This is a genomic window from Neisseria sp. Marseille-Q2251 (assembly GCF_940793045.1).
Lineage (GTDB): Bacteria > Pseudomonadota > Gammaproteobacteria > Burkholderiales > Neisseriaceae > Neisseria.
The window spans coordinates 1-26,468 of sequence record NZ_CALNWV010000037.1 but is presented as its reverse complement, the minus strand read 5'-3'; the positions used below and the strand labels follow the sequence as shown (position 1 = coordinate 26,468).

The 26,468-nt window shown below is 51.0% G+C and carries 30 protein-coding genes and 2 pseudogenes; 29 read left to right on the top strand and 3 right to left on the bottom strand.

The genetic code is table 11. From position 1 onward, the window contains the following. Positions 1-383: 383 nt before the first annotated feature. The gene (rho, locus tag AAG834_RS11065; RefSeq protein WP_342032154.1) at positions 384-1,643 is read right to left on the bottom strand and encodes a transcription termination factor Rho; all 1,260 of its coding nucleotides are present in this window, start codon (positions 1,641-1,643) and stop codon (positions 384-386) included. A 594-nt stretch (positions 1,644-2,237) separates the two neighbouring features. Between rho and AAG834_RS11060 the strand changes: the two genes are divergently transcribed. From AAG834_RS11060 to nfsB, 13 genes are all read left to right on the top strand, one after another. Further along, positions 2,238-2,771 carry an SMI1/KNR4 family protein gene (locus AAG834_RS11060; protein WP_342032153.1) on the top strand — a complete coding sequence of 178 codons (534 nt, stop codon included), beginning with the start codon at positions 2,238-2,240 and terminating at the stop codon, positions 2,769-2,771. A gap of 261 nt (positions 2,772-3,032) precedes the next feature. Then, the gene (locus AAG834_RS11055; RefSeq protein ID WP_446740458.1) at positions 3,033-3,887 is read left to right on the top strand and encodes a DMT family transporter; all 855 of its coding nucleotides are present in this window, start codon (positions 3,033-3,035) and stop codon (positions 3,885-3,887) included. A 42-nt stretch (positions 3,888-3,929) separates the two neighbouring features. Continuing rightward, entirely contained in the window at positions 3,930-4,289 is a 360-nt protein-coding gene (locus AAG834_RS11050; RefSeq protein ID WP_107814139.1) for an STAS/SEC14 domain-containing protein, read from the top strand. A gap of 195 nt (positions 4,290-4,484) precedes the next feature. Continuing rightward, positions 4,485-5,222 (top strand): 1-(5-phosphoribosyl)-5-[(5-phosphoribosylamino)methylideneamino]imidazole-4-carboxamide isomerase, encoded by a 738-nt coding sequence (hisA, locus tag AAG834_RS11045; protein ID WP_003769070.1) that lies wholly within the window; start codon positions 4,485-4,487, stop codon positions 5,220-5,222. 384 nt (positions 5,223-5,606) lie between these two features. After that, the gene (locus tag AAG834_RS11040) at positions 5,607-5,924 is read left to right on the top strand and encodes a hypothetical protein (protein ID WP_003740874.1); all 318 of its coding nucleotides are present in this window, start codon (positions 5,607-5,609) and stop codon (positions 5,922-5,924) included. A 144-nt stretch (positions 5,925-6,068) separates the two neighbouring features. Next, complete coding sequence (gene hisF, locus AAG834_RS11035; protein ID WP_003776869.1) at positions 6,069-6,836, top strand: imidazole glycerol phosphate synthase subunit HisF; 768 nt, start codon at positions 6,069-6,071, stop codon at positions 6,834-6,836. 76 nt (positions 6,837-6,912) lie between these two features. After that, on the top strand, positions 6,913-7,311 hold the full coding sequence (hisI, locus tag AAG834_RS11030) for a phosphoribosyl-AMP cyclohydrolase (protein WP_342032151.1): 399 nt from the start codon (positions 6,913-6,915) through the stop codon (positions 7,309-7,311). A 160-nt stretch (positions 7,312-7,471) separates the two neighbouring features. Beyond that, complete coding sequence (locus AAG834_RS11025; protein ID WP_107824629.1) at positions 7,472-7,795, top strand: phosphoribosyl-ATP diphosphatase; 324 nt, start codon at positions 7,472-7,474, stop codon at positions 7,793-7,795. A gap of 113 nt (positions 7,796-7,908) precedes the next feature. Beyond that, positions 7,909-8,232, top strand: coding sequence for a histidine triad nucleotide-binding protein (locus AAG834_RS11020; protein WP_003756181.1), 324 nt, complete (start codon positions 7,909-7,911; stop codon positions 8,230-8,232). Positions 8,233-8,277: 45 nt separating this feature from the next. Next, complete coding sequence (gene tatA / locus AAG834_RS11015) at positions 8,278-8,466, top strand: Sec-independent protein translocase subunit TatA (RefSeq protein WP_003769025.1); 189 nt, start codon at positions 8,278-8,280, stop codon at positions 8,464-8,466. A gap of 3 nt (positions 8,467-8,469) precedes the next feature. Beyond that, on the top strand, positions 8,470-9,144 hold the full coding sequence (tatB, locus tag AAG834_RS11010; protein ID WP_070514517.1) for a Sec-independent protein translocase protein TatB: 675 nt from the start codon (positions 8,470-8,472) through the stop codon (positions 9,142-9,144). A gap of 8 nt (positions 9,145-9,152) precedes the next feature. Then, positions 9,153-9,929, top strand: coding sequence for a twin-arginine translocase subunit TatC (gene tatC, locus AAG834_RS11005; RefSeq protein WP_070514518.1), 777 nt, complete (start codon positions 9,153-9,155; stop codon positions 9,927-9,929). A gap of 198 nt (positions 9,930-10,127) precedes the next feature. Next, positions 10,128-10,778 (top strand): oxygen-insensitive NAD(P)H nitroreductase, encoded by a 651-nt coding sequence (nfsB, locus tag AAG834_RS11000; RefSeq protein ID WP_342032150.1) that lies wholly within the window; start codon positions 10,128-10,130, stop codon positions 10,776-10,778. Between the two features lie 107 nt (positions 10,779-10,885). On the opposite strand, the gene AAG834_RS10995 is transcribed toward nfsB, so the two are convergent. Then, positions 10,886-11,224 carry a P-II family nitrogen regulator gene (locus AAG834_RS10995; protein WP_003756171.1) on the bottom strand — a complete coding sequence of 113 codons (339 nt, stop codon included), beginning with the start codon at positions 11,222-11,224 and terminating at the stop codon, positions 10,886-10,888. A gap of 557 nt (positions 11,225-11,781) precedes the next feature. On the opposite strand from AAG834_RS10995, the pseudogene AAG834_RS10990 reads away from it, so the two are divergent. From AAG834_RS10990 to xseA, 16 genes and pseudogenes are all read left to right on the top strand, one after another. Further along, a pseudogene (locus AAG834_RS10990) lies at positions 11,782-13,049 on the top strand (Nramp family divalent metal transporter). Positions 13,050-13,291: 242 nt separating this feature from the next. Next, positions 13,292-14,368, top strand: coding sequence for a peptide chain release factor 1 (prfA, locus tag AAG834_RS10985; protein ID WP_342032149.1), 1,077 nt, complete (start codon positions 13,292-13,294; stop codon positions 14,366-14,368). A gap of 244 nt (positions 14,369-14,612) precedes the next feature. Next, on the top strand, positions 14,613-15,620 hold the full coding sequence (locus AAG834_RS10980; RefSeq protein ID WP_342032148.1) for an FAD:protein FMN transferase: 1,008 nt from the start codon (positions 14,613-14,615) through the stop codon (positions 15,618-15,620). 65 nt (positions 15,621-15,685) lie between these two features. Next, positions 15,686-16,699, top strand: a complete 1,014-nt coding sequence (gene lpxK, locus AAG834_RS10975) for a tetraacyldisaccharide 4'-kinase (RefSeq protein WP_342032147.1) — start codon at positions 15,686-15,688, stop codon at positions 16,697-16,699. Positions 16,700-16,765: 66 nt separating this feature from the next. Then, complete coding sequence (locus AAG834_RS10970; RefSeq protein WP_342032146.1) at positions 16,766-17,296, top strand: DUF2059 domain-containing protein; 531 nt, start codon at positions 16,766-16,768, stop codon at positions 17,294-17,296. A 26-nt stretch (positions 17,297-17,322) separates the two neighbouring features. Beyond that, positions 17,323-17,898, top strand: a complete 576-nt coding sequence (locus tag AAG834_RS10965) for a DUF2059 domain-containing protein (protein ID WP_070496838.1) — start codon at positions 17,323-17,325, stop codon at positions 17,896-17,898. 93 nt (positions 17,899-17,991) lie between these two features. Then, on the top strand, positions 17,992-18,174 hold the full coding sequence (locus AAG834_RS10960) for a Trm112 family protein (protein WP_002221286.1): 183 nt from the start codon (positions 17,992-17,994) through the stop codon (positions 18,172-18,174). Then, positions 18,171-18,932, top strand: a complete 762-nt coding sequence (gene kdsB, locus AAG834_RS10955) for a 3-deoxy-manno-octulosonate cytidylyltransferase (RefSeq protein ID WP_342032145.1) — start codon at positions 18,171-18,173, stop codon at positions 18,930-18,932. The genes AAG834_RS10960 and kdsB overlap by 4 nt, the downstream gene beginning before the upstream one ends. A 136-nt stretch (positions 18,933-19,068) precedes the next feature. Beyond that, positions 19,069-19,728, top strand: coding sequence for a hypothetical protein (locus tag AAG834_RS10950; protein ID WP_342032144.1), 660 nt, complete (start codon positions 19,069-19,071; stop codon positions 19,726-19,728). Between the two features lie 98 nt (positions 19,729-19,826). Beyond that, positions 19,827-20,345 (top strand): 3-deoxy-manno-octulosonate cytidylyltransferase, encoded by a 519-nt coding sequence (locus tag AAG834_RS10945; RefSeq protein WP_342032143.1) that lies wholly within the window; start codon positions 19,827-19,829, stop codon positions 20,343-20,345. A gap of 82 nt (positions 20,346-20,427) precedes the next feature. Beyond that, positions 20,428-21,075 carry an adenylate kinase gene (gene adk, locus AAG834_RS10940; protein WP_002232195.1) on the top strand — a complete coding sequence of 216 codons (648 nt, stop codon included), beginning with the start codon at positions 20,428-20,430 and terminating at the stop codon, positions 21,073-21,075. 115 nt (positions 21,076-21,190) lie between these two features. Beyond that, on the top strand, positions 21,191-21,931 hold the full coding sequence (gene pyrF / locus AAG834_RS10935; protein ID WP_342032142.1) for an orotidine-5'-phosphate decarboxylase: 741 nt from the start codon (positions 21,191-21,193) through the stop codon (positions 21,929-21,931). Positions 21,932-21,985: 54 nt separating this feature from the next. Then, a complete protein-coding gene (gene hldA, locus AAG834_RS10930; RefSeq protein WP_342032141.1) occupies positions 21,986-22,969 on the top strand; it encodes an ADP-heptose synthase in 984 nt (327 codons plus the stop codon). Positions 22,970-22,998: 29 nt separating this feature from the next. After that, positions 22,999-23,484, top strand: coding sequence for a hypothetical protein (locus AAG834_RS10925; RefSeq protein ID WP_003756129.1), 486 nt, complete (start codon positions 22,999-23,001; stop codon positions 23,482-23,484). 221 nt (positions 23,485-23,705) lie between these two features. Beyond that, positions 23,706-24,710, top strand: coding sequence for an ADP-glyceromanno-heptose 6-epimerase (gene rfaD, locus AAG834_RS10920; protein WP_003756124.1), 1,005 nt, complete (start codon positions 23,706-23,708; stop codon positions 24,708-24,710). A gap of 127 nt (positions 24,711-24,837) precedes the next feature. Continuing rightward, the gene (gene xseA, locus AAG834_RS10915; protein WP_342032140.1) at positions 24,838-26,187 is read left to right on the top strand and encodes an exodeoxyribonuclease VII large subunit; all 1,350 of its coding nucleotides are present in this window, start codon (positions 24,838-24,840) and stop codon (positions 26,185-26,187) included. A 159-nt stretch (positions 26,188-26,346) separates the two neighbouring features. Here the strand turns inward: xseA and AAG834_RS10910 are convergent. Then, positions 26,347-26,468 (bottom strand): annotated as a pseudogene (locus AAG834_RS10910) (IS630 family transposase); the annotation flags it as partial.

Here is a 26,468-nt window from a genome sequence, read left to right as displayed (position 1 = left end):
CGCACTCACACTTATCGGTAATCTGTTTTGTTAAAGAGCAAAAACGAATTATAAAGCATTTCATCTCATTGTCAATCAAAACTTTTCTTATAAACCTCGAAAAATTAGACCAACTGTGATATACTTACCTGTTCGTTCAACCACCGCCGAAGCAGCGAAGAACCGAACTATACCCCCACCCGCAAAAACCGTCAACCCCCAAACAATAAAAAATTCTACAAAACACACCAACAATCTGAAATTCAACAACTTTTATTTCAGATACTATTTCAGAACTTTCAAAACACCTTCAATCCAAAACCCAAACAGCTCCAAAACCATCCAACTTACACATCAACAAATAACAAAGGTCGTCTGAAATCTCTTTCAGACGACCTTTATCACTATTTACCACGCATCAATTCAAAAAACTCATCATTGTTTTTGGAATCTTTGAGTTTGCCCACCAAAAATTCGGTCGCTTCAATTTCGTCCATCGGATGCAGGAATTTGCGCAAAAGCCACATGCGCTGCAACTGGTCGTTCGGCACCAGCAACTCTTCACGACGCGTGCCGGATTTGTTGATATTGATGGCGGGGAACAGGCGTTTTTCCGCCATGCGGCGGTCGAGGTGCAGTTCCATATTACCCGTGCCTTTAAATTCTTCGTAAATCACATCGTCCATGCGGCTGCCGGTTTCCACCAGAGCGGTGGCGATGATGGTAAGCGAACCGCCTTCTTCTACATTGCGCGCTGCGCCGAAGAAGCGTTTGGGGCGGTGGAGGGCATTGGCATCTACGCCGCCGGTCAGGATTTTTCCGGAAGTGGGTACAATGGTATTATAGGCGCGGGCGAGACGGGTAATCGAGTCAAGCAGGATGACCACGTCTTTTTTGTGTTCAACCATGCGCTTGGCTTTTTCAATCACCATTTCCGCCACTTGGACATGGCGTTGCGCCGGTTCGTCGAAGGTGGAGGAAACCACTTCGCCGCGCACGGAACGGCTCATTTCGGTAACCTCTTCGGGACGTTCGTCAATCAAAAGGACGATGAGTTCGACATCGGGATAGTTAGCGGTAATCGCGTGGGCGATGTTTTGCAGCATCACGGTCTTACCGGTTTTCGGCGGTGCAACCAACAGGGCGCGTTGTCCGCGGCCGATGGGGGATACTAAATCAATAGCGCGGCCGGTAAGGTTTTCTTCGGCTTTAATGTCGCGCTCGAGTTTGAACTGTTTGGTGGGGAAAAGCGGGGTGAGGTTTTCGAAGAGGATTTTGTGTTTGCAGACTTCGGGATGATCGCCGTTGATGCTGTCGAGACGGACAAGGGCGAAATAGCGTTCGTTGTCTTTGGGTACGCGCACGCTGCCTTCGATGGTGTCGCCCGTATGCAGGTTGAAGCGTCGGATTTGCGTGGGGGAGACATAGATGTCGTCGGGGCCTGCGAGGTAGGAAGTGTCTGCGCTGCGTAAAAAGCCGAAGCCGTCGGGTAGGATTTCGAGCGTGCCGGAACAGGTGAAGCTTTCGCCCTGCTTCATCATTTGTCGGACAATGGCGAATACGAGGTCTTGTTTGCGGAAACGGTTGGCGTTTTCAATGCCGTGTTCTTCTGCCATTTCCAAGAGTTTGGAAATGTGTAGTGTTTGTAGTTCTGAAACGTGCATGATTTTTGACAGTTGTATTGGAAAGAATGGGATTCGGAAGACAGAGGTCGTCTGAAAAGAATAGTGTACGGAACGTACGGTAATTTTTGAGAAACCTGAATTGTAGGCAGTCGGAGGGCGGGTGTCAAATTTAGGTGGGACAAGGTTTGTATGGTATAGGTTTTGTTGCATGGTTGGCAACACTAAATTATAACAGGTCATCTGAAAAATACGTTTCAGACGACCCCTTGAAAAGAAATAGCAATCCCTCTAACTATTTATTGTTTATTCAGATAATCCTTAGGGAAAATACTGCGATATATGGCATATAGACCGATATTGTCATCATAGAATAGAGAACTATGAAGACAGAACAAACAAATACTATAAAACTATACCAAACCATATACCAGTAATGCAGGGATACAATGACAACAAGTATTCAAGCTAGCTTTAATGGTAGAAACTGGTCTGACATTCTCTACCATGATCAAAACAGGAGTCAGTCAGAGCATCATAGAATAAATGCCAAATAATCTTCTTGATGCAAGTAAGCCTATAAGCGATAAAAAATTTATGAAACTAGAAAATTGTTAGTATTATGGAGTATATACAATGGTTAAGCTTTTAAAGCTTGGAAAGTCAGAAGAAGAAATTAAAGATTTAGAAAACAGGGAAGGTAAATTAAACAAAAAAACCATTAAACGGTATTTATTTTTAGATGCCCATAAAACTGCTTCATCTGATGATATTTTAAAATTTGAAAATCATTACAACGTATCATTACCAGATGAATATAAGGAATTTTTAAAGAAAAATAATGGAGGAATGCCAAATGATAGTTGTTTTTTGAATGATAGGGTTTTAAATTTCTTTTTTGGATTGTTTAATAATCCAAGATTAGAAGAATCTATTGAGTGGCATTTAAATATTTATGATGATAGATATCCATCATCAATGTTACCTATTGCATCTGCAGGAGGTGGAGATTTAATTTTGATTGGCATAAAAGATGAATATCAGTCTAAAATTTTTTACTGGTCTCATGATTTTGAGGCAGAGGAAAGCGGAAGCCAATATTTTGAAAATATTGAGTTTATCTCAAATAATTTAAAAGAATTTTTGAGCATGCTTTCTTCTGAAGACTAATGCTTTTTAGTCTAAAAAACCAAATAACGACCTGCATAATGACAGATATAAGTCAGGGACACATATCCAAGAGTAAAAAGATTTCCCCTCGTGAGTATATAAATAAAAGAAACACTGACAATTAAAAAAGTAAAAAGCGGTAATACGACTATGTTCAACAGCAAAATAACTAGAACGAACCACTCTTCTTCAAAAATCCAGTAACCAGCCTAAGAGAATAGATAAATGACCACACCCAAAGACCCTCTCGGCTCTGCATGGATGATTGTTGCCGCACTCGGCTTTACCGTCATGAACGTGTGCATCAAAGCAGCGGCGGCAAAATTCGGTTTCAACAGTGGTGAACTGGTATTTTGGCGTATGAGTTTTGCTACCATCGTCTTAGGCATAATGGCAAAAGCACGCGGTGACACCTTTGCCACGCCGCATTGGAAAACCCACCTCAACCGCAGCGTTGTCGGCACAGCCGCTATGTTTTGTCTGTTTTATGCCGTCATGCACCTGCCGCTGGCAACGGGGGTAACTTTAAGCTACACCTCTTCGATTTTTCTGGCGGTATTTTCATTTTTTATCTTGAAAGAACGGATTGCACTTTATACGCAGGCGATTTTGTTATTTGGCTTTCTCGGTGTAGTCCTGCTGCTGAACCCTTCGTTCAAAGGCGGACAGGAAATCGCCGCATTGGCAGGCTTGGCGGGCGGGGCCATGTCAGGTTGGGCGTATTTGCAGGTGCGCGAACTGTCGTTGCTCGGCGAGCCGGGTTGGCGGGTAGTGTTTTATTTTTCGATAACCGGCGTCGTTATGGCATCGGTTTGGGCAACTTTGACCGGCTGGCACAGCATTCCCCTATCCGCCCTGCCCTATCTTTTCTGCATCGGGCTTGCCGCCATGCTTGCCCAGCTTTCCATGACCCGCGCCTATAAAGTCGGCAACAAATTCACCGTCGCCTCCCTTTCTTATCTGACCGTCGTCTTTTCCGCCCTATCGGGCATGATATTTTTGGGCGATACCGTCACTTGGCAGGAAACCTTTGGTATGATTATTATTGTCACAAGCGGCATATTAAGCAGCATCCGGCCGGTTTCGATTAAAAAGTGGCTTACCAAAACAAGCTGACCATCAACCTCATCATTAACATCATATAAAAAGGAGAGTACGATGATTTCCATCCGCGAGCAGTCTTACGGTTTGAATGTGGCGCTGTACAACGAATTTACACTGGACGATTTCCGCCAGCTTGAAGCCGCCTTATTGGAAAGCAAACAAAAAATCCACTTGCCCGACATTCTTTTGGATTTGTCCATGCTGAAAGATTTCACAATCGATATGGCGATGGAACAAATCAAATTCCTTAACCAACATGAAAACGACTTCGGCCGCGTCGCTGTCATTACAGACGATATTTGGATCAAACTCGGCGCCCGCCTCTCCAGCCTGTTGACCAACCAACATCCGAAATATTTTGACGATGCTACCAAGGCGCAAGAATGGCTGTTGGCAAGCAATTTCAAGCAATAGAAATGAAACACTGAATCAGATGAAACATCTTTCTACCCTTTTCACCTTCTGAAACACTTTAGGTAAGGGTCGTCTGAAACATGCAAAATACACACACAAAAATCCTGTTTTAGTGTTACCAATGACGTTTTTTCATTTAAATATGCTAAAACTCGATAATTTGTGTAAAATACGTTCCGCATAAAGGTAAGTCCCATGCTGCTAATTCCCGCAATCGATTTAAAAGAAGGCCGCTGCGTGCGCCTGAAACAAGGTTTGATGGAGCAGGCGACGGTGTTTTCCGATTCGCCCGCCGAAACTGCGCTGCATTGGTTCAAGCAAGGCGCGCGCCGTTTGCATTTGGTGGATTTGAACGGCGCATTTGCCGGCGTTCCGCAAAATTTTCCTGCTATCAAGGACATCCTCGCTGCCGTTGCCAAAAACATTCCCGTACAGCTGGGCGGCGGAATACGCGACTTAGAAACCATTGAAAAATATTTGGATTTGGGATTGAACGACGTCATTATCGGTACGGCGGCGGTAAAAAATCCTGACTTCGTGCGCGAGGCGTGCAAAACGTTTCCAGGGCAGATTATCGTTGGGTTGGATGCCAAAGACGGCATGGTGGCGATAGACGGCTGGGCGACTGTAACCGAGCACCATGTGATTGATTTGGCAAAACGTTTTGAGGACGACGGCGTCAACAGCATCATCTACACCGACATCGGCCGCGACGGCATGATGAGCGGCGTGAACATCGACGCAACCGTCAAACTGGCACAAGCCGTCGCCATTCCGGTTATCGCATCGGGCGGACTAACCAATTTGGACGACATCCGCGCTTTGTGTGCCGTTGAGAAACACGGCGTGGCAGGTGCGATTACCGGTCGCGCGATTTACGAGGGCAGTATTGATTTTGCCCAAGCGCAGCAGTTGGCGGATTCGCTGGCGTAAGTTGTATTGACGAAACCCGCTGCGCTCGTTTTGGCGAAATTCGTTACACTCATTTTAGCGAAACTCGCTGCGCTCGTTTTGGCGAAACTTACTGCGTTCGTTTTCAGACGACCTTATTTAAAAACAACCATCCAGGTCGTCTGAAATGACCAAACGTTTACTTACTCACTTGTCCCGCTGTTTTCAAACAATATAGCGGGGCGAAGATACAAAATAATCGGTTGAACCCGTTTACCTTCATTATTGTTCTGTCCGTATAAACAGGACACAAAGACGGGTTCGTCCATTTTTTCTTCACAATAAAAGGCGGCTGACCGCCGAATATTGCTTGGGACTCACCATCCCACATTTAATTGTTTTATTTAATTTTTTAAGGGGTATTTCATGTTTGAAGCATTTATTTTGGGCTTTTGGATTATCTGGTCGTCCGGTCGCAACGTGCGTGCCGTCAGCGAAGGTTTGGGATTTACCATCATCGCCATCCTCGTCCGCCAGCTTTCCGCGTTCGATATGCCGATGATCGACACCTATTGGATGGTGTTTAACGGCGCGTTGTGGGCATTTGCCAGCGCAGTGTTTTATATCGTTGGACGCTTCAGCGGCAACTTTATGACTTCCTGCGTATTCGCCGCCATTGCGGGCGTCGGCTATTTCCAACTGCTCCAACACCTGCCCAAATGGGTTCACAACTGGCTGGCGTAACACCTGCCTTGCTGGTATCAATGATTTGAAAGGTCGTCTGAAACGGATTGTCCGTTTGGGTAAAATCCGTTGTATAGGTTTTAGCGAAACCCGCTGCGCTCTTTTTCAGACGACCTCATTCCTAGGTTTGGAAAGGCATTCGAAATGGCACTGGCAAAACGCATCATCCCCTGTCTCGACGTTAAAGACGGCCGCGTCGTCAAAGGCGTAAACTTCCTTGGTTTGCGCGATGCGGGCAATCCTGTCGATGTCGCCAAACGCTACAACGACGAAGGTGCAGACGAGCTGACCTTCCTCGACATCACAGCCTCCTCCGACAACCGCGACACCATTTTGCACGTCATCGAAGACGTTGCCTCACAAGTTTTCATTCCGCTGACCGTCGGCGGCGGTGTGCGCACCGTAGCCGACATCCGCCGCCTACTCAATGCCGGTGCGGACAAAGCCAGCATCAACACCGCCGCCGTCACCAATCCCGATTTAGTCAACGAAGCTGCCGGATTTTTCGGCTCGCAAGCCATCGTCGTCGCTGTCGATGCCAAAGCCGTCAATCCCGAAAACACCCGCTGGGAAATTTTCACCCACGGCGGGCGCACGCCGACGGGCTTGGACGCAGTCGAATGGGCGGTTGAAATGCAGCGGCGCGGGGCGGGCGAAATCCTGCTTACGAGCATGGACAGGGACGGCACGAAACAAGGCTTCAACCTGCCGCTGACCCGCGCCGTCAGCGAAGCGGTCGATATTCCCGTCATCGCTTCCGGCGGCGTCGGCAATGTGCAGCATCTGATTGACGGCATCAAAGAAGGCAAAGCGGATGCCGTGCTTGCCGCCAGTATTTTCCACTTCGGCGAAGTCAGTATCCGCGATGCGAAGCTCGCCATGCGCGAAGCCGGAATCGAAGTGCGTCTGTAAGTTGAACTTGATTGACTCAAGGTCGTCTGAAAAAGTGCGAAGCGAGTTTCGCCAATATAAAATAAGGATGTCGAATATGGATAACAGCCTGCTTGAAGCCGTCAAATTCGATGAAAAAGGCTTGGTCTGCGCCATCGCCCAAGATCGGCAGAGCTGCCGCGTATTGATGGTCGCATGGATGAACGCCGAGGCGCTGCAAAAAACGGTAGAAACCGGCTTTGCCCACTATTACAGCCGTTCACGCCAAAAACAATGGATGAAGGGCGAAGAATCAGGGCACACGCAAAAGGTGTACGAATTGCGCCTCGACTGCGACGGCGACGCCATCGTGATGCTGATAGACCAAAACGGCGGCATCGCCTGCCATACGGGGCGAGAAAGCTGTTTCTACAAAGTTTGGAAAAACGGCGAATGGCAGACGGTGGATACCGTATTGAAAGACGAAGAAGCCATTTATGGGCATACGCATCCTTAGAGGTCGTCTGAAAACGAGCGCAGCGAGTTTCGCTAAAACGAGCGCAGCGAGTTTCGCTAAAAATCGGGTTGATGATTGTCTGTTGTCAAAACACTCACCCGAAACCCGGCAAACCTATGCCTTATCCGAATAGTCCTTATCCTTCAAAGCCGAAAATCCCATGACCGACACCATCCTCACCCAAATCCAAAACACCGTCGACTCCCGCAAAGGCGGCGATCCCGAAGCCTCCTACGTTGCCCAGCTTCTGCACAAAGGCGAAGACAAAATCCTCAAAAAAGTCATCGAAGAAGCGGGCGAAGTCCTGATGGCGTCGAAAGACGGCGGCGGTGAACACCTCGTTTACGAAGTTGCCGACTTATGGTTTCACACCATGGTTCTCTTGGCGCACCACGGTTTGCGCGCCGAAGATGTCGTCAACGAGCTTGCGCGCCGTCAAGGTTTATCGGGCTTGGCGGAAAAAGCCTCTCGCAAAGAGTCTTGAATTTATATTACAATCCGACCTTATTCGTTTTTCTGCCGTCTGTTTGACGAAACTCGCTTCGCTCCTTTTAGCGAAACCCGCTGCGCTCGTTTTCAGACGACCTCGGAGCCATTATGGACAACTGTATTTTCTGTAAAATCGCCGCCAAAGACATTCCGGCGCAAACCGTGTACGAAGACGACGAGATGTTGTGCTTCAAAGACATCCGCCCCGCCGCGCCGGTTCATCTGCTGCTGATTCCGAAAGTCCATTTCGACTCGTTGGCACACGCCGCACCCGAACATCAAACCCTCTTGGGCAAAATGATGTTGAAAGTCCCTCAAATCGCCAAAGCGGCAGGTTTGACCGACGGCTTCAAAACCCTAATCAATACAGGCAAAGGCGGCGGACAGGAAGTGTTCCACCTGCATATCCACATCATGGGTACGCCTGCGTAAACCAACATTTCAAATATCCATTCTCAACTATATCAAGGATTTACCATGTTCTCTCTGTGGCACTGGATTATCGTATTAATTATCGTCGTTTTGGTTTTCGGTACCAAAAAACTGCGCAACGTCGGCAAAGACCTCGGCGGTGCCGTGCATGACTTCAAACAAGGTCTGAACGAAGGTACTGACGGTAAAAAAGACGAAGTCATCGAACACAAAAAAGACGAAGACAAAGCATAATCTATGTTTGATTTCGGTTTGGGCGAGCTGCTGTTAGTCGGCATTGTCGCCCTGATTGTACTTGGTCCCGAGCGTCTGCCCGAAGCCGCCCGTACTGCCGGACGGCTTATCGGCAAGCTGCAACGCCTCGTCAGCAGCGTCAAGCAGGAATTCAACACCCAAGTCGAATTGGAAGAGCTGCGCAAAGCCAAACAGGAATTTGAAGCCGCCGCCGCACAAGTGCGCGACAGCATCAAGGAAGTCGGTACGGATATGCAGGACAACCTGCGCGACATTTCCGACGGACTCAAACCTTGGGAACGCCTGCCGGCGCAACGCACGCCTGCCGATTTCGGTTTGGATGAACACGGCAACCCGCTTCCTTCGTTAAGCGCGGAAGTTTCAGACGACCCGGCTGTTTCCACGTCGTCTGAAACCGCTATGGCGCAAGCAGACACTACGACGGATGCCGTCGAAACCGACACGCCTGCGGAATCCGAGCAAGATCGCGCATGGCGCGAATATCTGACCGGCAGCGCCGCTCCGGTGTCCAATGCCGTAGAAGTCAGCTATATCGACACTTCCGCAGACGCGCCCGTGCTGCATATCACCTCCCTCAAAAAACAAGCGATGAACCGCAAGCGCGACCTGCGTCCGAAATTTCATGCCAAACCCAAACTTCGCGTCCGTAAAAAGTGAGTAAACCGGTGTCCGAACCTCAAAACGAACAACCCGTCCAACCTCTTATCGAACACCTTATCGAGCTGCGCCGCCGCCTGATGTGGATCGTCATCGGCATCGTCGTCTGCTTTTTCAGCATGATGCCGTTTGCCCAGCAGCTTTATACCTTCGTGGCCGACCCCCTGATGGCAAACTTGCCCAAAGACACCAGCATGATTGCCACCGACGTCATCGCGCCGTTTTTTGTACCGGTGAAAGTGACGCTGATGGCAGCATTCCTCGTTTCCCTGCCGCATACGCTCTACCAAATCTGGGCATTCGTCGCGCCCGCCCTCTACCAAAACGAAAAACGCCTGATTACCCCGCTTGTGCTATCCAGCGTCAGTCTGTTTTTTATCGGCATGGCGTTTGCCTACTACCTCGTTTTCCCCGTCATCTTTAAATTCCTCGCGGGTATTACCCCCGTCGGCGTCAACATGGCGACCGACATCGACAAATATCTGTCCTTTATTTTGGGCATGTTCGTCGCATTCGGCACGACTTTCGAAGTCCCCGTCGTTGTCGTCCTGCTCGCCAAAATCGGCATCGTAACCACCGAACAACTCAAAAACGCACGCCCCTACGTCATTGTCGGCGCATTCATCATTGCCGCCATCATTACCCCGCCGGACGTGATTTCCCAAACCCTGCTTGCCGTCCCGCTTATCTTGCTTTACGAAGCAGGCATCTGGTGCAGCCGCTTTATCAAACCCAAATCGGACAAAACCGACGAACACCCGCCCCTTCCGCCCGCAGAAACTTAAATCTAGCCTGCGGATATAGCCTGCAAAGGGCAAAGGTCGTCTGAAACGAAACATCCCGTTTCAGACGACCTTTTTCATACGCCAGCGTTTGCGTGTTTTACCGACCTTATATCGAAATCCCCACCAATTTCCTGCATTGCCCCTTTCAGACGACCTCTCTATAATCCCCGTTTCCATCCTAAAAACAGGAAACATTTCATGAACATCACAGAAATCGTCCGCCAGCGATACAGCACCAAATCTTTCGACCTGTCCAAAAAAATCGCTGCCGAAGACTTCTCCCATATCGAAGCCGCCCTGCGCAACAGCCCCTCCAGCGTCAATATGCAGCCGTGGCACTTTATCATCGCCGATGACGAAGCGGGCAAAGCACGCATTGCCAAATCCACCGAAAAACTCCCCTACAACGCCCCAAAAATTACTCATGCGTCCCACGTCGTCGTCTTCACCACCCGCGTTTGTGCCGACGATGATTATGTCGCCGCCGTATTGGCGCAAGAAGACAAAGACGGACGTTTCGCCACGGAAGAAGCCAAACAGGCAGGCGACTCTACCCGCCGCCTGTTCTTGGGCATCCACCGCAACCAAATCCAAGATGAAGAGCAATGGCTTGCCAAACAAGTCTATCTCAACATGGGCTTCACCCTGCTCGCCGCTGCCGCAGCAGGCATCGACGCCGTGCCGATGGAAGGCGTCGATTTGCAGGTTTTGAATGAGGAATTCGGCTTGACTGAAAAAGGCTACAAAGCCGTCGCCGTCGTCTCCTTCGGCTACCGTGCCGCAGACGATTTCAACGCCGCCCTGCCCAAATCGCGTTTTGAAAACGAAGTCATCTTCACCAAAATCTGAACCCGATAGAAACATAAATAAGGTCGTCTAAAACCCGACAATTCAGGATTTCAGACGACCTTATTTGCATCTTAGGGATGGGCAATCGAATCGCGGCAACGATAGGATTAAATCGCCGCTTCCGCGCGTTCACCCGTCCGTATCCGAATCACTTCTTCAACCGGCAACACAAAAATCTTGCCGTCGCCAATTTTGCCCGACCGCGCAGTCTCGACAATGATATCGATGGCGCGTTCCACATCTTCATCAGCCAACACCAGCTCGACTTTGACTTTGGGCAGAAAATCAACCGCATACTCCGCGCCGCGGTAAATTTCGGTATGCCCTTTCTGACGGCCAAAACCTTTAACCTCGCTGACCGTCATGCCGCTGATCCCGATTTCCGTCAATGCTTCGCGGACATCGTCCAATTTGAACGGCTTAATCACAGCTTCGATTTTTTTCATGATATTTTCCTTAAGTTTCAGGATGGCGCGGCATTCAACCCTCAACCGATTTTGTTTGGGCAAAAGCGCCGAATCAAATCAAACACACAGCCTCACGTTTATTTTTTACACAAGATACTGCGGTCGAATTGCCCGCCCATTCTAGCGTAGAACAGATTGAATATTATAGTGAAACCCTGACAAAACCGCTATGGCGCGCTTTCCATCGGTTTTCACCCATTTCCCAACACACTCCATTTATAGTGGATTAAATTTAAATCAGGACAAGGCGACGAAGCCGCAGACAGTACAGATAGTACGGAAAGGCGAGGCAACGCCGTACTGGTTTAAAGTTAATCCACCATAACACGGACAAACAGGAATAAAAAGCGATACAAGGTCGTCTGAAAAAGGTTTTTAGGCATAAAATTTCCTGAATATCCTATTTTTTTATTTGATTAGTATTTTTTATCCAAAATTCAGCATAATGTTCCCCAATATTCGCTATTCAGGATTTTGATTTACGTTAAAATATGCCTTTTTTTGTGAAGGTCGTCTGAAAAAGACGGAGAGAATAGATGTCTGAACAACATACACACGCTTCGACTTGGAAAAGCAAAATCAATGCACTGGGGCCCGGAATCATGATGGCTTCGGCGGCGGTCGGCGGTTCGCACCTGATTGCTTCCACGCAGGCGGGCGCGCTTTACGGCTGGCAGCTTGCGTTGATTATTATTTTGACCAACCTCTTCAAATATCCGTTTTTCCGCTTCAGCGCACATTACACGCTGGATACGGGCAAAAGCCTGATTGAAGGCTATGCGGAGAAAAGCCGCGTTTATTTGTGGGTATTCCTGATTTTGTGCGTTATCTCGGCAACGATTAACGCGGGCGCGGTTGCCATCGTGACCGCCGCCATCGTCAAAATGGCGATTCCCTCGCTGACGCTGAATGTCGGCGCAATCTCCGCGCTGATTATGGCTTCCTGCCTGATTATCTTGGCGAGCGGACGTTACAAAGCCTTGGACAACGTTTCCAAAATCATCATCGTCAGCCTGACGATTGCCACAGTCGCCGCAGCCGCCATCGCTATGTCGCGCGGCATGCAGATGAAGCCCGACTTTATCGAGCCTACCCCATGGACACTGGCAGGCTTGGGCTTCCTCATCGCGCTGATGGGCTGGATGCCGGCGCCGATTGAAATTTCCGCCATCAACTCGCTGTGGGTAACGGAAAAACAACGCATCAATCCTTCCAGCTACCACGACGGTATTTTCGACTTCAACGTCGGCTATATTACCAGCGCAGTGTTGGCAGTTGTCTTCCTCGCCTTGGGCGCGTATGTGCAGTACGGCAACGGTGAGGCAGTGCAAATGGCTGGCGGCAAATACGTCGGTCAACTGATTAATAGTACGCCGTTACCATCGGTGACTGGTCGCGTCCGATGGTGGCATTTATCGCCTTCGCCTGCATGTACGGCACGACGATTACCGTAGTGGACGGCTACGCGCGTGCGATTGCCGAACCGGTACGCCTGCTGCGCGGCAAAGACAAAACGGGCAACGTCGAACTCTTTGCCTGGAACGTTTGGGTCGCAGGTACGGGCTTGGCAGTGATTTTCTGGTTCAACAGCGCAATGGCGGAACTGCTCAAATTCGCCATGATTACCGCCTTCATCGCCGCCCCCGTGTTCGCTTGGCTGAACTACCGCCTCGTCAAAGGCGACAAACGCCACAAACTGACGGCAGGCATGAACCTCCTCGCCATCCTCGGCTTGATTTACCTGACCGGATTTACGGTTTTGTTCCTGCTGAACCTGACAGGCATCTTGGCTGCACCTAAGTAAGCCCAATCAAAACAAGGGTCGTCTGAAAACCGGATTTTGGTTTTCAGACGACCCTTGTTTTGATTGGCAAAATGTTCAAACGAAGGGATGAACTTCAAACCGATGCCGCAAAGCAAACCGACATCGCCGCAGCCTATCAGAAACTCCGCCATATCCTTTTGAATTTCCAACCAAACCCATTATAATAACGCCTCCTCGCGCCGTCGCGGACGACTCCCGGCGGCATTTGTTATGGAAGAATTATGAAGCCGTCTATCTTAGAAAAACTACAACAACTCAGCGACCGACTGGAAGAAGTCACCCACCTGCTCGGACAGCCCGAAGCCACGTCCGATATGGACAACTACCGCAAGCTCACGCGCGAACACGCCGAATTGACGCCTGTGGTCGAAGTATTCCAAAACTATCAGTTGGCTCAAAGCGACTTGGCGGATGCCGAAGAAATGCTGTCCGACCCCGAAATGAAAGACTTTGCCGCCGAAGAAATCGAAGCGGCAAAAGCCAAAATCGACACGCTCGATACCGAATTGCAAAAACTGCTGCTACCCAAAGATGCCGACGACGACAAAAACATCTTCATCGAAGTGCGCGCCGGAACAGGCGGCGACGAAGCCGCGCTGTTTGCAGGCGATTTGTTACGTATGTATAGCCGCTACGCTGAGCGCAACCGCTGGCAGGTCGAAATCGTTTCTGCCAATGAAAGTGAACTGGGCGGCTATAAAGAAGTCATCGCACGCATCGTCGGTTTGGGTGCGTACAGTCGTCTGAAATTTGAATCGGGCGGCCACCGCGTGCAGCGCGTCCCCGCCACCGAAAGCCAAGGCCGTATCCACACTTCCGCCTGCACCGTCGCCGTCATGCCTGAAGCGGACGAACTGGAAGACATCGAGTTGAACCCCGCCGACCTGCGCATCGACACCTTCCGTGCATCCGGCGCGGGCGGTCAGCACATCAACAAAACCGACTCCGCCGTCCGCATCACCCACCTGCCCACCGGCATGGTGGTCGAGTGCCAAGACGGCCGCAGCCAACACGCAAACAAGGCGCAGGCAATGAAAGTCCTCGCCGCCCGCCTGAACGACGCGCAAAAACGCGAAGCCCAAGCCAAAGAAGCCGCCGAACGCAAATCCCTTATCGGCAGCGGCGACCGCAGCGAACGCATCCGCACCTACAACTACCCGCAAGGCCGCGTGACCGACCACCGCATCAACCTTACCCTGCACAAGCTGGATTTTGTGATGGACGGCGACTTGGAAGAAATCACCAACGCCCTGATTGCCGAACATCAGGCTGAGCTTCTGGCGGTAATGGGCGATTGATGGAACGGTTGACGCTTGGTTTCAAAGTGTGACGGCAGGCTTGATGGTGGGCAAACAAGCTTTGCCGCAACGTAAATCAAATCCCAGCCGTCGCCCGCCGTCCTTTCCGTAACCATAAAAATCCTATGCGGAAATGACGGCGCTTCTAAAACACTTTCCCAACATCCTCAAACGCAAACCCAGATAAACCGACTTCCGCCCGTTCCTCCAACACTGTCCCTTTTCAGACGACCCATCCCAAGCCATGAACACCCCGCTCACCCGCCGCCGCTTTTTCGCCATCGCCGCCCTGACTGCCGCCGGAGCGACCGCACCCTTTCTCCTAAACCGCAACCGTCCTACCCCGTTACCAACCACCGGCGAGCCCGTTATCTGGAAAGGCATTGCGCTGGGTTCCGGCGCCGAGCTCCGCCTCTTCGGCGTTGACCGCAAAGAAGCTGAAATCCTTGTCAACAAAGTTCTCGCCGAAGTCGCCCGCCTCGAAAAAATCTTCAGCCTCTACCGCGAAGACAGCCTGATCAACCGACTGAACAAAGAAGGTCGTCTGAACAACCCGCCACCCGACTTCCTCGCCCTTTTAAGCATCTGCCGCGACATCCACGCCCTGACAGACGGCGCGTTCGACCCCACCGTCCAAGTGCTGTGGAATCTTTACGCAGACCATTTCCGCCGCAACCCGCGTGCCGAAACCCCGCCGTCCGAACCAGACATTCGGCGCACCCTCAAACTCGTCGGCTTCAAACACGTCGTCTTCGACCAAAAAGCCATCCTCTTCGAACAAAAAGGCATGGGCTTGTCCCTCAACGGCATCGCCCAAGGCTACATCACCGACAAAATCACCGCCCTGCTGCAACAACACGGGATTCGCCAAGCCCTCGTCGATATGGGCGAAATCCGCGGCTTCGACACCGACAATCAACGCACATGGAACGTCGGCATCCGCAATCCCCAAAACGAAGAAGCCACCCTCCTGACCCTCCCCATGCAAAACCAAGCCTTCGCCACATCAGGCGGCTACGGTACCGTAATGGACGAGGCCGGCAAGTTCACCCACCTCTTCGACCCGCGCACCGGCACTGCTACACCACGCTACCGCAGCGTCAGCGTCATGGCGCCGACCGCCGCCGTTGCCGATGCCTTCTCCACCGCGTTCTCCATCATGGACGAAGCCGCTATCCATACCGCCGCCCGCGCCAAACAGGCAAAAGTCTGGCTAGTCATGCCCGACAACCGCATCGAAACCATAGCCTGAACGACTTATCCTCCAAAATGGTGTAGGCTCTGCCTACGAAGAAACGCAGCTACAAGGTCGTCTGAATGCCCAAACTCCATCAAATCATCGAACGCCATTGGCAACGCCCCAATCCGTTTTTATCTCTCCTGCTCAAACCCTTATCCAAACTGTTTGCCCAAATTGCGGCAAAACGGCGCGATGATTTCGTTTCAGGTCGTCTGAAAAGCGAAAAGCTGCCCATGCCTGTGGTCGTGGTCGGTAATATCCATGCGGGCGGGACGGGGAAAACGCCGATTGTCGCCGCGCTGGTGTCTGGTTTGCAGGAAAAAGGCGTCAAGGTCGGCATCATCAGCCGAGGCTACGGGCGCAAGAGTAAGGCGGTTCATGTATTGAATGCCGAGAGCCGTGCAGAAGATGCGGGCGACGAGCCTTTGCTGCTGTTCCGTAAAACCGGCGCGCCGACGGCGGTGGGCAGCAGCCGTGCGGAGGCAGGCAGGGCGTTGCTGGCGGCACACCCCGACATCGGGCTGATTGTGGCGGACGACGGTTTGCAGCATTACGCCTTGCGGCGGGATGTGGAAATCGCAGTGTTTCCGGCGGCGGATACGGGACGGACGGATTTGGATTTACTGCCCAACGGCAGTTTGCGCGAACCTTTGTCGCGGCTGGATTCGGTGGATGTGGTCGTGGTCAGCGGCGGCAAGGCGGATGCGTCGTTTGCGCCGTCTGAAAATATGTTTCACAGCCGTATTGAAACGGGACAAATTTACCGTTTGAACCATCCGTCCGAAATACTGGACACAGGTCGTCTGAAAAACCAAACCGTCGCCGCCGTGGCAGGTATCGCCAAGCCAGAGCGCTTTTTCGATTCGTTGCGGAACATGGGCATCCCCTTGAACCAAACCGTCGCACTGCCCGACCATGCCGACATCGCAGCGGCAGATTTGCCGGATGCAGACGTGGTGATTATTACGGAAAAGGATGCGGTCAAGTTTTCAGACGGTCTCAATCTGAACCATGTATGGGTGTTGCCCGTTTGTGCGATAATCGAACCTGATTTGGCGACGTTCGTGTTGGGACGGCTGAAAGATTCCTGACAGGTCGTCTGAAATCAATTGAATCTTTGTTGCTATTTGCCTTAAATAATAAGGAAATTTATAAACATGAAAAAACTGCTGCTCACTTTCATTGCCATTGCCGCCTGTTCCGCCGCAACTGCCGCACCTCCAAGCGATAAGTCTCTAAATAGATGGATGGAAGTCCAGCATATCGAACGCGACTTTCTCAAAAATTTGACCAACATGACGGAAGCACAAAACCGACAGCTCATGCAACCAGTCATCACCTCATATCCACTGGAACTTCAGCCGCAATTACAAGCTGCGTCAGACCGTTATATAAACAAAATGATTACAGCCTATTTCACACCGCAACGTAGAAACAAGCTAATAAAAGAAATAAAAAAAATTGCTAGAGACGAATTCACTCAACAAGAGATTGATGCCATGATTGCGTTTTATGAGACTCCCGTAGGACAATCAATCGCGGAGAAAAATTCGGCATTCGTAAAAAAACTCGCCAATAGAGAGCCAAGCGAAGCGGATATGAAAGAAATAGAAACAATTAGCGAACGCTACCTAATTGAATTTGAAAAAGAAGTCGAAAAAATCATGCCTGAAGAATGCACCCCTTAAACCTTAAACTTAAAAAGGAGAAAAAGATGAAACTGAAAACCTTGTTATTGCCCGTCGCCGCGCTGGCATTGTGTGCCAACGCATTTGCCGCCCCGCCCAGCGATGCGTCGCTGGAGCGTCTGTTTGAAGTGCAGAAGATGGATGCCCTGTTAGACCAGTCTTTCCAAAGCATGGAAGGCATTGTGCTTTCCGATCCGAATGTACAGAAATTTTTGAAAGATGCGCCGGAAGACAAACGTCCGCAGTTGGAAGCAGTCTTGAAAAAGTATGCAAACCAATCGATTGCCGAAATCAATACGCCGCAAGTGCGCGCCCAATTGCGTAAAGCGACTTTGGACGGCATGAAGACGGTTTATACGCAAGAAGAAGTCAACGCATTGATTGGCTTTTACAGCACAGCAGTAGGTCAATCGATAATGGACAAAACACCGCGCTATCTTGAGGCAACGGTGAAACCTATGATGGACATCCTTGCCGGCAAATACACCCAATCCAACCAAAGCGCAAACCTGAGACGTGAAATCCGCCAAATCATGTGCGAAGGCAAAAATCCTGCCCAAGCTTGCGCCAAACAGCCTAACAAACCGGCACGGAAAAAATAATGTCGCTTGAGGCCGTCTGAAAACGAGCGAAGCGAGTTTCGCCAAAACGAGCGAAGCGAGTTTCTCTAAAACCATCAAACCCGAAAGAAACCCATGGAAAAAAAATTCTTAGACATCCTCGTCTGCCCCGTTACCAAAGGCAGGCTGGAATATCATCAGGACAAACAGGAATTGTGGAGCCGTCAGGCGAAGCTGGCTTATCCGATTAAAGACGGCATTCCCTATATGCTGGAAAACGAAGCGCGAGCGTTGAGCGAAGAGGAACTCAAAGCATGACCGAATTCGTCGTATTGATTCCGGCGCGGCTGGATTCATCGCGCCTGCCCGGAAAAGCCTTGGCGGATATTCACGGCAAACCAATGGTCGTGCGCGTTGCCGAACAGGCGGCAAAAAGCAAAGCCGCGCGCGTTGTCGTTGCCACCGACCATCCCGATATTCATGCAGCCTGTCAGGCGCACGGCGTCGAAGTCGTCATGACTTCAAACCGGCACGAAAGCGGAACGACCCGCCTTGCCGAAGCCGCCGCCGCGTTGAAGCTGCCGCAACATCTGGTGGTCGTCAACGTACAGGGCGACGAGCCGCTGATTGCCCCCGAACTCATCGACCGCACCACCGAAGTCTTGGTAGAAAATAACGTGCAGATGGCGACCGCGGCGCACGAATTGCACGACTTCGACGAATTTATGAATCCCAACGTCGTCAAAGTCGTCCTCGACAAAAACCGCAACGCCATCTACTTCAGCCGCGCCCCGATTCCCTATCCGCGCGATGCCATGCGCGCCGAAAAACGCGAATTGCCCGCCGAAACCGCCGTCCTGCGCCATATCGGCATCTATGCCTACCGCGCCGGTTTTCTGCAACGCTACGCCGAAATGAGCGTTTCGCCGCTGGAAACCATCGAATCGCTGGAACAACTGCGCGTCCTGTGGCACGGCTACCCGATTGCCGTCGAAACCGCCAAAGAAGCCCCTGCCGCCGGCGTAGATACGCAAGAGGATTTGGACAGGGTCAGGGCTGCGTTCGAGGTCGTCTGAAAACGAGCGAAGCGAGTTTCTCTAAAACGAGCGCAGCGGGTTTCGCCAAAATCCTAAATCAGTCGGTTTCGGCATTAAATTTCGCAAGCCAAGCCCGCGCTACGGGCTGTTGAATTTGCCATCATCAGGAATTGCTATGAAACGCAGCATATTGATATTTTTATCCTGCATCGCCCTGCCTGCTTACGCCGCCGATTTTTCCGCGTACGTTCCCAAAGGCTGGAAAATCATCAAAAGCGTGAAGGGAGATTTAAACGGCGACAATCAAGCTGATGCCGTTTTGGTGCTGCAAAAGCAAGACAAGGCAAACATCATCCCAAACGACTCTATGGGACTACCTGAATTGGATACCAATCCGAGGATGTTGAAAGTATTGTTCAAGCAGGCAGACGGTTACAAGACGGCTGTCGAAAACACAACGTTGATTCCGCCTGAAAGCGATAAAGATAATGGCTGTCTTGCCGACCCGCTTTCTGATGTATCCATCAATAAAGGTCGTCTGAAAGTCCATTTTGAATGGTTTTACAGTTGCGGAAGCTGGTGGATGAGTCACAGTGACTACCTATTCCGTTACCAAAACGACCGCTTTCTCCTGATTGGGTATTCACATTACGAATATCACAGAGCTTCAGGTGAAATTAATGAGTACAGCGACAATTATCTGACGGGAAAGCGGAAGAGAACGACAGGCGGCAATGTGTTCGATTCATACCCAGACCGTCCGAAAGTCAAATGGGAAAGATTGAAAAAGAAACCTTATTATTTGGACGAGCCTTATCAATATCCAACAGATTGAGATAGGTCGTCTGAAAATGATGAGCCGTAAAAAGCTGTTTTTCAGTAAACACCAAACCCGATAATCCGTTCTACCCAAACACCGACAGAAAGCCCTTTATGACCGATTTACGCCATTTGAGCCGCGAGGAGCAAAAACTGCTTGCCGATGTTGCCCTGCTGGTTCAAAACGACGATCAAGAGTTTAACTATGAAATGTTGAAAGCTGCCGCGCCGGACGAAGCCAGCGGTGAGTTTTGGTTCCGTATAGCGGAAACGCTCAGTACGCTGCCGCCCAACCGTTCGCTGGATTTGCGCTTGAACGGCGGCAGGCTGACGGTTGCCGTGTCGATTTTGTCGGTATTGCTGCAAGACAGCCCCGAGATTCCGCAGCTTTGGGCGCAAAAGGTGATTGCGCTCAACTATCTGGCACACGGGCATCAGACGCGCGCGCGCGGTTTGGCGCAGCAGGCGGACAAGGCGGCGGAAGCCAACGAGGAAGAGTATTTGGCGAAGACTTTATCGCAAAACCTGCTTTCCACTTTGAAAGACGCACTGGAGCGTTTCCCCGAAGACACATGGTTTGCCGAAATGCGCGATGACGCATGGAAACATTTCGGCGTGGAACAGGTCGTCTGAAGTTTTGAACGATAAACGCAAGCCGTGTAAAATCATTTGAATCACGTTTCAAATCCATATCACTTAACAAAAAGGAACACCCATGAAAGTATTATTGTTAGGCGCACCGGGCGCGGGCAAAGGCACTCAGGCACAATTCATCACCGCTGCGTTCGGCATTCCGCAAATTTCCACCGGCGACATGCTCCGCGCTGCAATCAAAGCAGGCACGCCGCTGGGTTTGGAAGCGAAAAAAATCATTGACGAAGGCGGCTTGGTGCGCGACGACATCATCATCGGCATGGTGAAAGAACGCATCGCGCAAGACGACTGCAAAAACGGTTTCCTGTTTGACGGTTTCCCGCGCACGCTGGCACAAGCCGAAGCAATGGTTGAAGCGGGCGTGGATTTGGACGCCGTGGTTGAAATCGACGTACCCGACAGCGTGATTGTCGACCGCATGAGCGGCCGCCGCGTTCACTTGGCTTCCGGCCGCACCTACCACGTTACCTACAATCCGCCCAAAGTCGAAGGCAAAGACGACGTAACCGGCGAAGATTTGATTCAGCGCGACGACGACAAAGAAGAAACCGTCAAAAAACGCCTTGCCGTGTACCACGAGCAAACCGAAGTGCTGGTCGATTTTTACAGCAAACTGGAAGGCGAACACGCGCCGAAATACATCAAAGTTGACGGCACTCAGCCGGTAGAAGCCGTAAAAGCCGAAGTATTGGGCGCATTGGGCAAATAAATCGAAAAGGTCGTCTGAAAACAAGCAATCAGGTTTTCAGACGACCTCTTTTTGATAAACTGCGTGATAGACAATAACGGCCGTGCCTACGGGCAAAACCCAAAACGAAAACACTATGAATCCTTTAATCACCGACTTCCAAACTCCGCAACAACGCACCCCCGTCATCGTTGCCCTTGATTTTGCCAACGAAAAAGACACGCTCGGATTTGTCCGCAACCTTGATCCAACGTTGTGCCAAATCAAAATCGGCAAAGAGCTGTTTACCGCCACGGGGCGCAGTTTGGCGGAGAGCCTGATTCATCAGGGTTTCAAACTTTTTCTCGATTTGAAATACCACGACATTCCCCACACCGTCGCGCAAGCCTGCAAAGTCGCCGCCGACATGGGCGTGTGGATGGTCGATATGCACGCATCGGGCGGCCGCCGCATGATGGAAGCCGCCGCCGAAGCCGTTGCCGGATACGGCACGAAGCCGCTCTTAATCGGCGTAACCGTATTGACCAGCATGGAACAAAGCGATTTAGCAGAAATCGGTTTGAACATCGCCCCTGAAGAACAAGTCATCCGCTTGGCAAAATTGGCGCAAAGTTCGGGCTTGGACGGCGTGGTCTGCTCCGCCCAAGAAGCCGCGCCGCTGCGCCGCGAATTAGGGCAGGATTTTGTCTTGGTCACGCCCGGCATCCGTTTGGACGTCGCAGGCAACAACGACGACCAACGCCGCATCATGACGCCCGCCGAAGCATTGGCGGCAGGTTCGACTTATCTGGTGATGGGTCGCCCCGTTACCCAAGCCACCGATCCGGTAGCCGTATTGCGCGAAGTGAACCGCGTGGCGAACCTTGAAGCAAACTGATTTTCAGACGACCTTACAGGTTGAGGCCGTCTGAAAAAACACAACGGAGGCAATATGCCCACCAAGTTCCAACAAGAAACCCTCAAATCCCGTTTCGCACAAGCCAAAGTCCTTGTCGTCGGCGACGTGATGCTCGACCGCTATTGGTTTGGCGACGTGTCCCGTATTTCGCCCGAAGCCCCCGTTCCGGTAGCGAAAATCGGACGAATCGACCAACGGGCGGGCGGAGCGGCGAACGTCGCGCGCAACATCGCTTCGTTGGGCGGCAAAGCTGGGCTGTTGTCGGTAACCGGCGATGACGAAGCCGCCAACGCGCTCGATGCGCTGATGGCGCAGGACGGCGTTACCTCCTATCTGATGCGCGACAAACAAATCGCCACCACCGTCAAACTGCGCGTCGTCGCCCGCAACCAGCAGCTTATCCGCCTTGATTTTGAAGAACATCCCAACCGCGAAGTGTTGGAACAAATCAAGCAGAAATACCGCGAAGTATTGCCCGAATACGACGCAATCATTTTTTCAGACTACGGCAAAGGCGGCCTGTCGCACATCTCCGATATGATAGATTGGGCAAAACACGCAGGTAAAACCGTATTAATCGACCCTAAAGGCGACGATTACGAAAAATACGCCGGCGCCACGCTGATTACGCCCAACCGTGCCGAATTGAAAGAAGTGGTAGGCAGTTGGAAAAACGAAAGCGAGCTGACCGAAAAAGCGCAAAACCTGCGCCGCCACCTCGACCTGACCGCCGTTTTACTGACCCGCAGTGAAGAGGGTATGACCCTGTTCAGCGAAGGCGAACCCATTTACCAGCCCACCCGCGCCCAGGAAGTTTATGACGTATCGGGCGCAGGCGACACCGTCATTGCCGGAGTGGGCTTGGGGCTGGCGGCAGGCTACACCATGCCCGAAGCCATGCACCTCGCCAATACCGCCGCCGGCGTCGTCGTCGCCAAACTCGGCACGGCGGTTTGCTCGTTTGCAGAATTGAACAAAGCATTAAGTTTACTCAAAAAGACTACGAAGAAAAATTAAGAAATTATATTTTGAAATAAAAGGTATGTATGATTATATTTAAATCGTTATCAATAATTTTAATTTCTTTAATATTATTTTTTTTTCTTGGAGTTGGAAATGAAAAAGTGGTTTATGCTTTAAATGCTAATATCGAAAATCAAAATGCGATTGTGGATTGGCAACTTGATCCAGATGATCAACTGTCAGTTATTGAAATAGCTTTATTTGACAAAAATGGACATTTATTGCCTTCAAATCATTTTGAAGAGCAATGTGATACTGTCTCAAATTGTCATTTAGAATTGAAAAAGAAATTAGAAAAACGAAATATTCAGTTTATCGCACCTAATAAAATTAAAATTTTACCAGAATTACTGAATAATTATGTAATTTGGGTCGGAATTAAAACATTAAAATATAATAGATACCCATCACATATTTTGTTTTGTAGTCAAGGAGATGTCTTAATTAGAGAAAAAGATGGCTATTCTGAAAACATCGAGGGTTTTTATGAAAAATGTAAAAACCTCTAGCCTAACATTGATCATGTAGGTATGGGACAAATTAAAAGCCCTACATTTTAGAGCCAGCGTAAGTTGGTTTGAAAACCCAACTTTAAAAAAGGTCGTCTGAAAGTTTTTCAGACGGCCTCAGAAGAGCAGTAATTTCTTTTTCAGACGACCCCATCTTTCCAAGGTCGTCTGAAACGAGTGCAACGAGTTTCGCTAAAACCAAAAATCAAAGGAAACCCAATATGACCATCATCGTAACAGGCGCGGCCGGCTTCATCGGCAGCAACATCGTCAAAGCCCTCAACCAACGCGGCATTACCGACATTGTCGCCGTTGACAACCTGACCCGTGGCGAAAAATTCAAAAACCTTGCCGAGTGCGAAATCGCCCACTACCTCGACAAACACGAATTCATCCGCCAAGTGCGCGGCCATCTTCTGCCTTACGAAAACATCGAAGCCGTCTTCCACCAAGGCGCATGTTCCGACACCATGAACCACGACGGCCTCTACATGATGGACAACAACTACCAGTACACGCTCGACCTTTTGGACTGGTGTCAGGACGAACGCATCCCCTTCCTCTATGCCTCCAGCGCCGCCGTGTACGGCAAAGGCGAAATCTTCCGCGAAGAGCGCGAACTTGAAAAGCCGCTCAACGTGTACGGCTACTCTAAATTCCTATTTGACCAAGTATTGCGCCGCCGCATGAAAGAAGGCTTGACTGCTCAAGTTGTCGGCTTCCGCTACTTCAACGTGTACGGACAACACGAACAACACAAAGGCCGCATGGCATCCGTCGCCTTCCACCATTTCAACCAATACCGCGAACACGGTTACGTCAACCTGTTCGGTGCCAACGACGGCTATGGCAACGGCGAACAAACCCGCGACTTCGTCAGCGTCGAAGACGTCGCCAAAGTCAATCTCTACTTCTTCGACCACCCCAACCTCTCCGGCATCTACAACCTCGGCACCGGCCGCAGCCAACAGTTCAACGAACTCGCCGCCGCTACCGTCAACGCCTGCCGCGCCGCCGAAGGCAAGCCTGAAATGAGCTTGAAAGAGCTGGTAGAAGAAGAACTTATCCGCTACGTCCCCTTCCCCGACGCGCTCAAAGGCAAATACCAAAGCTTCACCCAAGCCGACATCACCAAACTGCGCGAAGCCGGATACAAGGAGGAATTTTTGGATGTCAAAGCAGGCGTAGAGCGCTACGTCAAATGGATGCTGGAAAATCTGGCTTAATTTGAAATGCCCATAACAAAGGTCGTCTGAAAACTCAGATTTAAGGTTTTCAGACGACCTTTCCCGTACAAACCTCGTCTGAAACCCCTTATAATCCAACCTTCCCCCCCTTTTTTTCCCTCCTCCAATGTCCGAACTCTTCGCGCCCTCCTCCATTTCCGTATCCGAACTCAACGCCCTCGCCAAAGCCTTGCTGGAAGACCATCTTGCCGGTTTGTGGATTGCGGGCGAAGTGTCCAATCTGACCCGTGCCGCCAGCGGGCATTATTATTTCTCGCTCAAAGACAGCCGCGCGCAGGTGCGTTGCGCGATGTTCAAGGGTGCGGCGGCGCGTTTGGCGAAACCTTTGAAAGAAGGCGACCATATCGAAGTGGCGGGCAAAATCAGTATTTACGAGGCGCGGGGCGAGTTTCAGATTACCGTGAACGAGGTGCGGCTCAAAGGTTTGGGGCAGCTTTACGAAGCCTACGAGCGGCTGAAGGCGCAGTTGCAGGCGGAAGGCGCATTTGCGGCGGAACGCAAGAAACCTTTGCCCGCCCGAGCGCAATGTATCGGCATCGTAACCAGTCTGGCGGCGGCGGCATTGCGCGATGTCGTTACCACCCTGAAACGCCGTGCGCCCGAAATTCCCGTCATCGTGTATCCGACCGCCGTTCAAGGCGCGGGCAGCGAGTTTCAGATTGCCCAAGCGATTAAAACCGCCTCGCAACGCGCCGAATGCGATGTGTTGATTGTCTGCCGCGGCGGCGGCAGCATTGAAGACTTGTGGGCGTTTAACGAAGAGCCGGTCGTGCGCGCCATCGAAGCCTGCGCGATTCCGGTCGTCAGCGGCGTGGGACACGAAACCGATTTCACGCTTGCCGATTTCGTCGCCGATGTGCGTGCGCCCACGCCGACCGGCGCGGCGGAACTGGTCAGCCCCAACCGCCAAGAATCGTTACACCGCCTCGCCCAAGCCAAAGGTCGTCTGAAAACCGTTTTGGAACAACGCTATTTCGATGCCAGCCAAAAGCTCGACTGGCTCGCGCGGCAAATCCGCCACCCGCGCCAAAAACTCGACGAACAGCGCACCTACATCCACAAACTGGCGCAAACCCTGTCCTACTCGATGACGCAAAACGTCCGCGCCCACACCGCCCGTTTCGAACGCCAAACCCAAGCCCTGCAACATTACCGCCCCGATATTTCCGTTTACCGGCAAGACATCGACCGCTTTCAGACGACCTTGTCGCACGCCTTCCGCCAACTGCTCGCCCAGCGCCGCCAAAGCCTGACCGCCCAAACCGCCCTGCTCGAAGCCGTCTCTCCGCAGCAGATTCTGGAGCGCGGCTTCTCCGTCGTCAAAAACACACGCGGACAAGTCATCCGCAACGCCGATGTTTTAAAGCAAGGACAGAAACTGCACATCACTTTTGCCGACGGCGAAACCGACGTGCGCGTGACCAAAGAGCAGGCGCAGCGGGAATTGTTTGATTAATCGTCAGCTTTGGATGGGGAAGGTCGTCTGAAAACGAGCGCGGCAAGTTTGTTTTCAGACGACCTTTTGACTTTGATGGCAAGCGTTTCCCTTCTGTTGCCTAATATAGTGGATTAACTTTAAACCAGTACGGCGTTGCTTCGCCTTGCCGTACTATAGTCAATTAAAATCAAAATAGGACAGTAACGCATCGTCAAATCGGGCGTAATCAGACAATACGGTTCGCAGATACCGCTTAATATTCGCCCACACCTTCTCAATCGGGTTGAGCTCAGGTGAAT

What these genes read in the sequence shown, in the direction of transcription:
- rho (WP_342032154.1), bottom strand. Translation starts at nt 1,643, where the DNA reads ATGCACGTTTCAGAACTACAAACACTACACATTTCCAAACTCTTGGAA.
- pyrF (WP_342032142.1), top strand. Translation starts at nt 21,191, where the DNA reads ATGAATCCTTTAATCACCGACTTCCAAACTCCGCAACAACGCACCCCC.
- kdsB (WP_342032145.1), top strand. Translation starts at nt 18,171, where the DNA reads ATGACCGAATTCGTCGTATTGATTCCGGCGCGGCTGGATTCATCGCGC.
- AAG834_RS10925 (WP_003756129.1), top strand. Translation starts at nt 22,999, where the DNA reads ATGATTATATTTAAATCGTTATCAATAATTTTAATTTCTTTAATATTA.
- rfaD (WP_003756124.1), top strand. Translation starts at nt 23,706, where the DNA reads ATGACCATCATCGTAACAGGCGCGGCCGGCTTCATCGGCAGCAACATC.
- AAG834_RS11050 (WP_107814139.1), top strand. Translation starts at nt 3,930, where the DNA reads ATGATTTCCATCCGCGAGCAGTCTTACGGTTTGAATGTGGCGCTGTAC.
- adk (WP_002232195.1), top strand. Translation starts at nt 20,428, where the DNA reads ATGAAAGTATTATTGTTAGGCGCACCGGGCGCGGGCAAAGGCACTCAG.
- hisF (WP_003776869.1), top strand. Translation starts at nt 6,069, where the DNA reads ATGGCACTGGCAAAACGCATCATCCCCTGTCTCGACGTTAAAGACGGC.
- xseA (WP_342032140.1), top strand. Translation starts at nt 24,838, where the DNA reads ATGTCCGAACTCTTCGCGCCCTCCTCCATTTCCGTATCCGAACTCAAC.
- AAG834_RS10950 (WP_342032144.1), top strand. Translation starts at nt 19,069, where the DNA reads ATGAAACGCAGCATATTGATATTTTTATCCTGCATCGCCCTGCCTGCT.
- AAG834_RS11040 (WP_003740874.1), top strand. Translation starts at nt 5,607, where the DNA reads ATGTTTGAAGCATTTATTTTGGGCTTTTGGATTATCTGGTCGTCCGGT.
- tatA (WP_003769025.1), top strand. Translation starts at nt 8,278, where the DNA reads ATGTTCTCTCTGTGGCACTGGATTATCGTATTAATTATCGTCGTTTTG.
- hldA (WP_342032141.1), top strand. Translation starts at nt 21,986, where the DNA reads ATGCCCACCAAGTTCCAACAAGAAACCCTCAAATCCCGTTTCGCACAA.
- lpxK (WP_342032147.1), top strand. Translation starts at nt 15,686, where the DNA reads ATGCCCAAACTCCATCAAATCATCGAACGCCATTGGCAACGCCCCAAT.
- AAG834_RS11025 (WP_107824629.1), top strand. Translation starts at nt 7,472, where the DNA reads ATGACCGACACCATCCTCACCCAAATCCAAAACACCGTCGACTCCCGC.
- prfA (WP_342032149.1), top strand. Translation starts at nt 13,292, where the DNA reads ATGAAGCCGTCTATCTTAGAAAAACTACAACAACTCAGCGACCGACTG.
- nfsB (WP_342032150.1), top strand. Translation starts at nt 10,128, where the DNA reads ATGAACATCACAGAAATCGTCCGCCAGCGATACAGCACCAAATCTTTC.
- AAG834_RS10960 (WP_002221286.1), top strand. Translation starts at nt 17,992, where the DNA reads ATGGAAAAAAAATTCTTAGACATCCTCGTCTGCCCCGTTACCAAAGGC.
- AAG834_RS10980 (WP_342032148.1), top strand. Translation starts at nt 14,613, where the DNA reads ATGAACACCCCGCTCACCCGCCGCCGCTTTTTCGCCATCGCCGCCCTG.
- tatB (WP_070514517.1), top strand. Translation starts at nt 8,470, where the DNA reads ATGTTTGATTTCGGTTTGGGCGAGCTGCTGTTAGTCGGCATTGTCGCC.
- AAG834_RS10945 (WP_342032143.1), top strand. Translation starts at nt 19,827, where the DNA reads ATGACCGATTTACGCCATTTGAGCCGCGAGGAGCAAAAACTGCTTGCC.
- AAG834_RS10970 (WP_342032146.1), top strand. Translation starts at nt 16,766, where the DNA reads ATGAAAAAACTGCTGCTCACTTTCATTGCCATTGCCGCCTGTTCCGCC.
- hisI (WP_342032151.1), top strand. Translation starts at nt 6,913, where the DNA reads ATGGATAACAGCCTGCTTGAAGCCGTCAAATTCGATGAAAAAGGCTTG.
- AAG834_RS10965 (WP_070496838.1), top strand. Translation starts at nt 17,323, where the DNA reads ATGAAACTGAAAACCTTGTTATTGCCCGTCGCCGCGCTGGCATTGTGT.
- hisA (WP_003769070.1), top strand. Translation starts at nt 4,485, where the DNA reads ATGCTGCTAATTCCCGCAATCGATTTAAAAGAAGGCCGCTGCGTGCGC.
- AAG834_RS10995 (WP_003756171.1), bottom strand. Translation starts at nt 11,224, where the DNA reads ATGAAAAAAATCGAAGCTGTGATTAAGCCGTTCAAATTGGACGATGTC.
- AAG834_RS11020 (WP_003756181.1), top strand. Translation starts at nt 7,909, where the DNA reads ATGGACAACTGTATTTTCTGTAAAATCGCCGCCAAAGACATTCCGGCG.
- AAG834_RS11055 (WP_446740458.1), top strand. Translation starts at nt 3,033, where the DNA reads ATGATTGTTGCCGCACTCGGCTTTACCGTCATGAACGTGTGCATCAAA.
- AAG834_RS11060 (WP_342032153.1), top strand. Translation starts at nt 2,238, where the DNA reads ATGGTTAAGCTTTTAAAGCTTGGAAAGTCAGAAGAAGAAATTAAAGAT.